The sequence below is a fragment of the Pseudomonas sp. 2822-17 genome (assembly GCF_002742485.1).
Classification (GTDB): Bacteria; Pseudomonadota; Gammaproteobacteria; order Pseudomonadales; family Pseudomonadaceae; genus Aquipseudomonas; species Aquipseudomonas cyclaminis.
The window spans coordinates 1-382 of record NZ_LJRZ01000703.1 but is presented as its reverse complement, the minus strand read 5'-3'; the positions used below and the strand labels follow the sequence as shown (position 1 = coordinate 382).

At 34.3% G+C, this 382-nt stretch carries 1 protein-coding gene; it reads left to right on the top strand.

Features of this window, described 5'->3' with window-relative positions:
* Positions 1-382: cation diffusion facilitator family transporter (locus AOA60_RS23900; protein WP_143522548.1), on the top strand; the 382-nt coding region annotated here is incomplete at both ends.

The window sequence follows — 382 nt, the reverse complement described above, 5'->3', positions numbered from 1 at the left end:
GAATTGTTATTTCAATATAAAATAAGGTTAGCACGGCAAATCAATAGTTCGGCATTATTAGCCGAAGCCTGGCATCATCGTTCAGATGCTTTATCTTCTATTGCGGCATTTGTTGGAGTTCTAGGTGCAATCATAGGGAGTCATTTTAATTATCCTTTTTTAATTTTTTTGGATCCTCTGGCAGGTGTAATTGTATCCATCATCGTTGTTAAAATAGGTCTGTCTTTACTAAAAGAATCAAGTTTAATCATGATGGAGCAAGTGCTAGATGATAAAAAAACAAAAAAATATTATCTAACAGTAGAGGCGATCAATTCAGTAAAGAGAGTAGATGAATTGTTCGCAAGGTCGCACGGACATTACATAGTTGTAGATATAAAAG